The 6,369-nt window shown below is 65.4% G+C and carries 5 protein-coding genes and 1 pseudogene; all 6 read left to right on the forward strand.

The annotated features are described in order from the left end of the window. The first annotated feature begins 274 nt into the window (after nt 1-274). Nucleotides 275-727, forward strand: a complete 453-nt coding sequence (gene rplK / locus JWQ05_RS12595) for a 50S ribosomal protein L11 (RefSeq protein WP_299658789.1) — start codon at nt 275-277, stop codon at nt 725-727. Nucleotides 728-739: 12 nt separating this feature from the next. After that, complete coding sequence (rplA, locus tag JWQ05_RS12600) at nt 740-1,438, forward strand: 50S ribosomal protein L1 (protein WP_299658790.1); 699 nt, start codon at nt 740-742, stop codon at nt 1,436-1,438. A gap of 343 nt (nt 1,439-1,781) precedes the next feature. Next, nucleotides 1,782-3,407, forward strand: coding sequence for a B12-binding domain-containing radical SAM protein (locus JWQ05_RS12605; RefSeq protein WP_299658791.1), 1,626 nt, complete (start codon nt 1,782-1,784; stop codon nt 3,405-3,407). 553 nt (nt 3,408-3,960) lie between these two features. Beyond that, on the forward strand, nt 3,961-4,491 hold the full coding sequence (gene rplJ / locus JWQ05_RS12610) for a 50S ribosomal protein L10 (protein ID WP_299658792.1): 531 nt from the start codon (nt 3,961-3,963) through the stop codon (nt 4,489-4,491). 57 nt (nt 4,492-4,548) lie between these two features. Then, on the forward strand, nt 4,549-4,923 hold the full coding sequence (gene rplL, locus JWQ05_RS12615; protein WP_299658793.1) for a 50S ribosomal protein L7/L12: 375 nt from the start codon (nt 4,549-4,551) through the stop codon (nt 4,921-4,923). Between the two features lie 249 nt (nt 4,924-5,172). Beyond that, nucleotides 5,173-6,369, forward strand: a pseudogene (locus JWQ05_RS12620) (DNA-directed RNA polymerase subunit beta); the annotation flags it as partial.

Consider the following 6,369-nt stretch of genomic DNA (forward strand, 5'->3'; position numbering starts at 1 on the left):
ATCTTCGGCCGCGCCACGCCGGTCGAGCTGGAATACGGCCAAGTCGAGAAGATCTGATCGTCTCGTCTTTCTCCGTTCGTCATCATCGACGGATCAGCCCTTTCCGTTCGGTGTCACGCCGAACGTGAGGCCACCGTTGTCCGCAGCGGTGTCACACGCGGGAGGCCCGCCCGGTTCGCCGCCGGGGTCCACGGTCCGCACCGCGACCTGCAACCGCCCGCTCCATCCGCGCTGAGGCCAGCCGGGTGCCGGGCATTCTTTGGGAGCAGTCCCTATGGCAAAGAAGATCACGGGCTACGTGAAGCTTCAGGTTCCGGCCGGCGCCGCGAACCCGTCGCCGCCCATCGGCCCCGCGCTCGGTCAGCGCGGCCTCAACATCATGGAATTCTGCAAGGCCTTCAACGCGAAGACCTCCCAGATCGAGAAGGGCACCCCGATCCCGGTCGTCATCACGGCGTACCAGGACCGCTCCTTCACCTTCGAGATGAAGCAGCCGCCGGTCACCTTCTTCCTCAAGAAGGCCGCCGGCCTGAAGATCGGCAAGAAGCCGGCTTCCGGCTCCAAGACCCCGGGCAAGCCCGGCTCGAACGTCGGCAAGGTGACCGAAGCGCAGCTGCGCGAGATCGCCGAGAAGAAGATGCCCGACCTGAACTGCGACTCGGTTGACGCCGCCGTCGCCATGATCCGTGGCTCCGCGCGGGCCATGGGCCTCGACGTCGTCGCTTAAGGGGAGGGCACAATGGCACACGAAGGCAAGCGCATCCGCGCCGCCCGCGAGGGCATCGACGCACTCAAGCTCTACTCCATCGACGAGGCGATCAAGCTCGTGAAGGAGAAGGCCAGCGCCAAGTTCGACGAGACCGTCGAGATCTCGATGAATCTCGGCGTCGACCCGCGCCACGCCGACCAGATGGTCCGCGGCGTCTGCAACCTGCCCAACGGTTCCGGCCGCACGGTGCGGGTGGCGGTGTTCGCCCGCGGCGCCAAGGCCGACGAGGCTAGGGCCGCCGGTGCCGACATCGTCGGCGCCGAGGACCTCCTCGAGATCGTCCAGGGCGGCAAGATCGAGTTCGATCGCTGCATCGCGACCCCCGACCTGATGCCGCTCGTCGGCCGTCTCGGCAAGGTGCTCGGCCCACGCGGCCTGATGCCGAACCCGAAGGTCGGCACCGTGACCATGGACGTGAAGTCCGCGGTGGCCGGCGCCAAGGGTGGCTCGGTGGAGTTCCGCGTCGAGAAGGCCGGCATCATCCACGCAGGCATCGGCAAGGTCTCGTTCGACGCCGACAAGCTCGTCGAGAACATCAAGGCGTTCGCGGACGCGGTCTCCAAGGCCAAGCCTGCCGGCGCCAAGGGCCAGTACGTCCAGCGCGTCGCGGTGACCTCCTCGATGGGTCCGGGCGTCCGCGTCGAGCCCTCGACGGTGCTCACCGTCTGATTCCCACCTCTATTGACATGACATAGGGGAACGCCCGGCCTCGCGGCCGGGCGTTTTCGTTTGACGATACGCTTGCAGGCGCTTCGCCGACCGGGCCGCACGCAGGTCTGGACGCCCCGAGCGAAATCCGGTCGCACTGCGACGGTTCGTAGAAGATGCGGCGCGCGGTCTGGGACCAGGCTGGACGATCGGATCGATCAGCCCGCGACACGGCCGGCCGATCAAACACGCGTGAGGAAACCTCGTCGACCGCTTGGTGCGCCTGGACGCCCCGAACCCCCGGCCCAAGAATTTGACACGCGAGGGTGACGCCGCCGCGGATGCCTGTGCTAGGGATGTTGTCATGCGATGCACCCTCTCCGTCATCTCGAAGCGACGCATTCTGTGCGTGTTTCCCGCCTACACCCCGTCCTTCGGGACCTTCTCTCACGCCTACCCCCTGATGGGCGGCGTGAAGGCCTTCATGCCCCCGCAAGGGCTCCTCTTGATCGCGGCCTACATGCCCGAGACCTGGGAGTACCGCTTCATCGACGAGAACATCGTCCGGGCGGGGCCAGCGGACTTCGCCTGGGCCGACGCGGTATTCGTGTCGGGCATGCACATCCAGGCGCCGCAGATCCGGGACATCTACGCCCGGGCGCATGCCGCCGGTAAGGTCACGGCGCTCGGCGGACCCTCGGTGTCGGGCTCGCCGGAACAGTACCCGGAATTCGACTACCTCCATCTCGGCGAGATCGGTGACGCCACCGACGAACTCGTGGCGATCCTCGACCGCGACGTCTCGATCCCGGCGACACAGGTCCGCCTGGAGACGAAGGAGCGCCTGCCGCTTTCCGACTTCCCGGCGCCGGCCTACGAGGCGGCGCCCCTGAAGCGCTACCTCATCGGTTCGCTGCAATTTTCGTCGGGCTGCCCCTATCGCTGCGAGTTCTGCGACATCCCGCAGCTCTACGGCCGCCAGCCGCGCCTGAAGAGCCCGGAGCAGATGCTCGGCGAACTCGACGCGATCATCGCCCAGCCGGGACACCCGGCCGTGGTCTACTTCGTCGACGACAACTTCATCGGCAACCGCAAGGCCACGAAGGACATGCTGCCCCACCTCGTGGCGTGGCAGAAGAAGAACGACTACCCGCTCCAGTTCGCCTGCGAGGCGACCCTGAACATGGCCAAGCAGCCCGACATCCTCGAGCTGATGCGCCAGGCGAACTTCATGACCGTCTTCGTCGGTATCGAGACCCCGGAGGAGGACGCGCTCGCCGGCATCGACAAGAAGCACAACGCGGCCGTGCCGATGTACGAGGCGATCGAGATCCTGAACAGCTTCGGCCTGGAAGTCACCTCGGGCATCATCCTGGGCCTCGACACGGATTCCGACCAGTCCGAGCAGAAGCTCATCGACTTCATCGACAAGTCGGCGGTGCCGGTGCTGACGATGAACCTGCTCCAGGCTCTGCCCAAGACGCCGCTCTGGGACCGGCTGACCCGCGAGGGACGCCTCACCCACGACGCGGCCCTCGAATCCAACGTCTTGTTCAAGCGCCCGCACGACGACGTCGTGGCGAGCTGGCGCCGGGCCATCGCGCATGCCTACGAGCCCGCGAACCTGTTCGAGCGCTTCAAGTATCAGGTCGAGCGCACCTACCCGCATCGCATCAAGACGCCGGTGCGGGGCAAGCTGACCAGGACCAACCTGCGTCGCGGCCTGATCCTCGGCTTCAACATCGCGGTCCGCGTCGGCTTGCTGTCGGATTACCGCGGCGTGTTCTGGAAAGCGGCGGGCCACGCCCTGCGGCGCGGGCAGATCGAGGCGGTGTTCAACATGGGCTTCGTTGCCCATCACCTCATCCGCTTCACCCGCGAGGCCCTGCGCGGCGAGCACAACGCCTCGTTCTACGCGGCCAAGGCCGACCAGAAGCGGGAGGCACGCGAGCCCTGGTGGCGGGCCGCGCGGAAATTCCTGCCGACGTGACAAAGGCTTACGACGCGCATCGGACACGCCGGAACATGCCCGAAGTCGTCAAGGGAAAACTGCGGCCTGCGACGCATTTCTTGCGTCGAGGCACTTGGCAGGCTGCTTGCTAGGCTCTATAGACCGCTTCAACGTTTTCATACATGAGAAAGGAATCGGCCGATCGGTCGCATTCCGATTGAGAGATCGCCCGGGCAACCGGGTGGTGATGGCCGGAAGGCTTTGAGGGGCGAGAAGCCCTTTAGGGCTTCATCCGGCCATGTCCTGTCCGAGACTGCAGGCGCCGGATCTCCGGCTTAATCGTCAAAGCCTGCACAGACTGGGAAGACCGAATTTCCAGAACCCTCATCCGGTTCGCATCTCGCGAGCAGGCCGAGGCATCGGTTTGAACCATCTCACCCGTGTCGTCCACCCGTTCCGGGGGGCGCCAGGGGACAGGGCCGTGAAGCGTCGCCTAGGACGTTCCGGCTTCTTGTTAAGCCGAGTTCCGTCCCGGGCGGCATGTGCAACCGGCGGACCCATTCTCGGGTTCCGCCAACCGGAGAGAGCCCCAGTGGACAGGACAGCCAAAGCTGATCTCGTCTCGACGCTCAACGGCGTGTTCGCGAACACGTCCGTCGTCGTCGTGGCCCACTACAAAGGCCTCACGGTCGCCGACATGCAGAAGCTGCGCGCGCAGATGAAGCAGGCCGGTGCCACCGTGAAGGTCACCAAGAACCGCCTCGCCAACATCGCTCTCGATGGCACGGACGTCGCCTCCATCAAGCCCCTCCTGAAGGGTCCGACCCTGCTCGCCTATTCGAGCGATCCGGTCGCGGCCGCCAAGGTTGCGGTGGACTTCGCCAAGGCCAACGACAAGCTCGTGATCCTCGGCGGCGCCATGGGCACGACAGCCCTGAACCCGGACGGCGTGAAGGCACTTGCCTCGCTCCCGTCCCTCGACGAACTGCGCGCCAAGATCGTGGGCCTCATCCAGGCTCCCGCGACCAAGATCGCCCAGGTCGTCAACGCACCGGCGGCCAAGCTCGCCCGCGTGTTCGGGGCCTATGCCACCAAGGACGAGGCTCAGAGCGAAGCGGCCTGAGGCCGCATCGCCCTTTTCAACCCATCCGTTCAAACCGATCTCTGAAGGAATATTCACATGGCTGATCTCGCCAAGCTCGTCGACGACCTGTCCTCGCTGACCGTTCTCGAGGCTGCTGACCTCGCCAAGCTGCTCGAAGAGAAGTGGGGCGTCTCCGCCGCCGCCGCCGTCGCCGTTTCCGCCGGCCCGGCCGCCGGTCCTGCCGCCGCCGTCGAGGAGCAGACCGAGTTCACGGTCATGCTCACCGCCGCCGGCGACAAGAAGATCGAGGTCATCAAGGAGGTCCGCGCGATCACCGGACTCGGCCTCAAGGAAGCCAAGGACCTCGTCGAGGGTGCTCCGAAGGCCGTCAAGGAGTCCGTCAACAAGGAAGAGGCCGAGAAGCTCAAGGGCCAGCTCGAGAAGGCTGGCGCCAAGGTCGAGCTCAAGTAAGACTCTTCGGTGGGCCACACAGGTCCATCACTTTCCGTCAGGTCCATCCGGGCCTGACGGCACCGAAGGCCCGCGGGTTCACGCCCGTGGGCCACGGTCGCTTTAGGCGACCCGACCGGCCCACGCGAGGGCCAAAAGATTTTCAGTTCGGGTGGGCGTCGTTCGGCGGGACGAGCCCAGAGCCTGGTTGCGGGAGGCAGACGCCTTCCCCGGGCGCCCGGTACGCGGGACGTAGGAGCGAGGTCACCCATGGCCAACACGCTGGTCGGTCGCAAGCGGATTCGCAAGTTCTTCGGCAAGATCAAGGAAGTGGCTGAGATGCCGAACCTCATCGAGGTTCAAAAGGCATCCTACGACCAGTTCCTGATCATGGACGAGCCGGAAGGCGGGCGGGGCGACGAAGGCCTCCAGACCGTGTTCAAGTCCGTCTTCCCGATCTCGGACTTCTCGTCCACGGCGCTCCTCGAGTTCGTGAAGTACACGTTCGAGCAGCCGAAATACGATGTCGACGAGTGCCGCCAGCGCGGCATCACCTATGCGGCCCCGCTCAAGGTCACGCTGCGCCTCATCGTGTTCGATGTGGACCCGGATACCGGCGCGAAGTCCGTCAAGGATATCAAGGAGCAGGACGTCTACATGGGCGACATGCCCCTGATGACGGAGAACGGCACCTTCATCGTCAACGGCACCGAGCGCGTCATCGTCTCCCAGATGCACCGGTCGCCCGGCGTGTTCTTCGATCACGACAAGGGCAAGACCCATTCCTCGGGCAAGCTCCTGTTCGCCGCCCGCATCATCCCCTACCGTGGCTCCTGGCTCGACGTCGAGTTCGACGCCAAGGACATCGTGCACGTCCGCATCGACCGGAAGCGCAAGCTGCCCGTGACCTCGCTGCTGTTCGCGCTCGGCCTCGATGGCGAGGAAATCCTTTCGACCTTCTACAACCGAGTGATCTACGATCGCGACGGTGCCGAATGGCGCGTGCCCTACGACGCCGACCGCCTGAAGGGTTTCAAGGCATCCGTCGACCTCGTCGACGCGGAGTCCGGCGAAGTCGTGCTCGAGGCAGGCAAAAAGCTGAACGCCCGCAACGCCCGGCAGATCGCCGAGCGCGGCGTTAACTTCCTGAAGGCCACCGACGAGGACCTGATCGGCCAGTACATTGCCGAGGACCTCGTCAACCCGAAGACCGGCGAGATTTGGGCCGAGGCCGGCGACGAGATCTCAGACAAGCTGCTGAAGAGCCTGGAGGAGGTCGGCGTCGCCGAGCTTCCGGTGCTCGACATCGACCACATCAATGTCGGCCCCTACATCCGCAACACCCTAGCGGTCGACAAGAATTCCGGCCGCGAAGGCGCGCTGTTCGACATCTACCGCGTCATGCGCCCCGGCGAGCCACCGACGCTCGACACGGCGGAGGCGATGTTCCACTCGCTGTTCTTCGAT

The sequence above is a fragment of the Methylobacterium sp. genome, assembly GCF_028290105.1.
Lineage (GTDB): Bacteria > Pseudomonadota > Alphaproteobacteria > Rhizobiales > Beijerinckiaceae > Methylobacterium.

Excerpts from the sequence above, each read along its gene's own strand:
- rplA (WP_299658790.1), top strand. The coding sequence starts at position 740 with ATGGCACACGAAGGCAAGCGCATCCGCGCCGCCCGCGAGGGCATCGAC.
- rplL (WP_299658793.1), top strand. The coding sequence starts at position 4,549 with ATGGCTGATCTCGCCAAGCTCGTCGACGACCTGTCCTCGCTGACCGTT.
- JWQ05_RS12605 (WP_299658791.1), top strand. The coding sequence starts at position 1,782 with ATGCGATGCACCCTCTCCGTCATCTCGAAGCGACGCATTCTGTGCGTG.
- rplK (WP_299658789.1), top strand. The coding sequence starts at position 275 with ATGGCAAAGAAGATCACGGGCTACGTGAAGCTTCAGGTTCCGGCCGGC.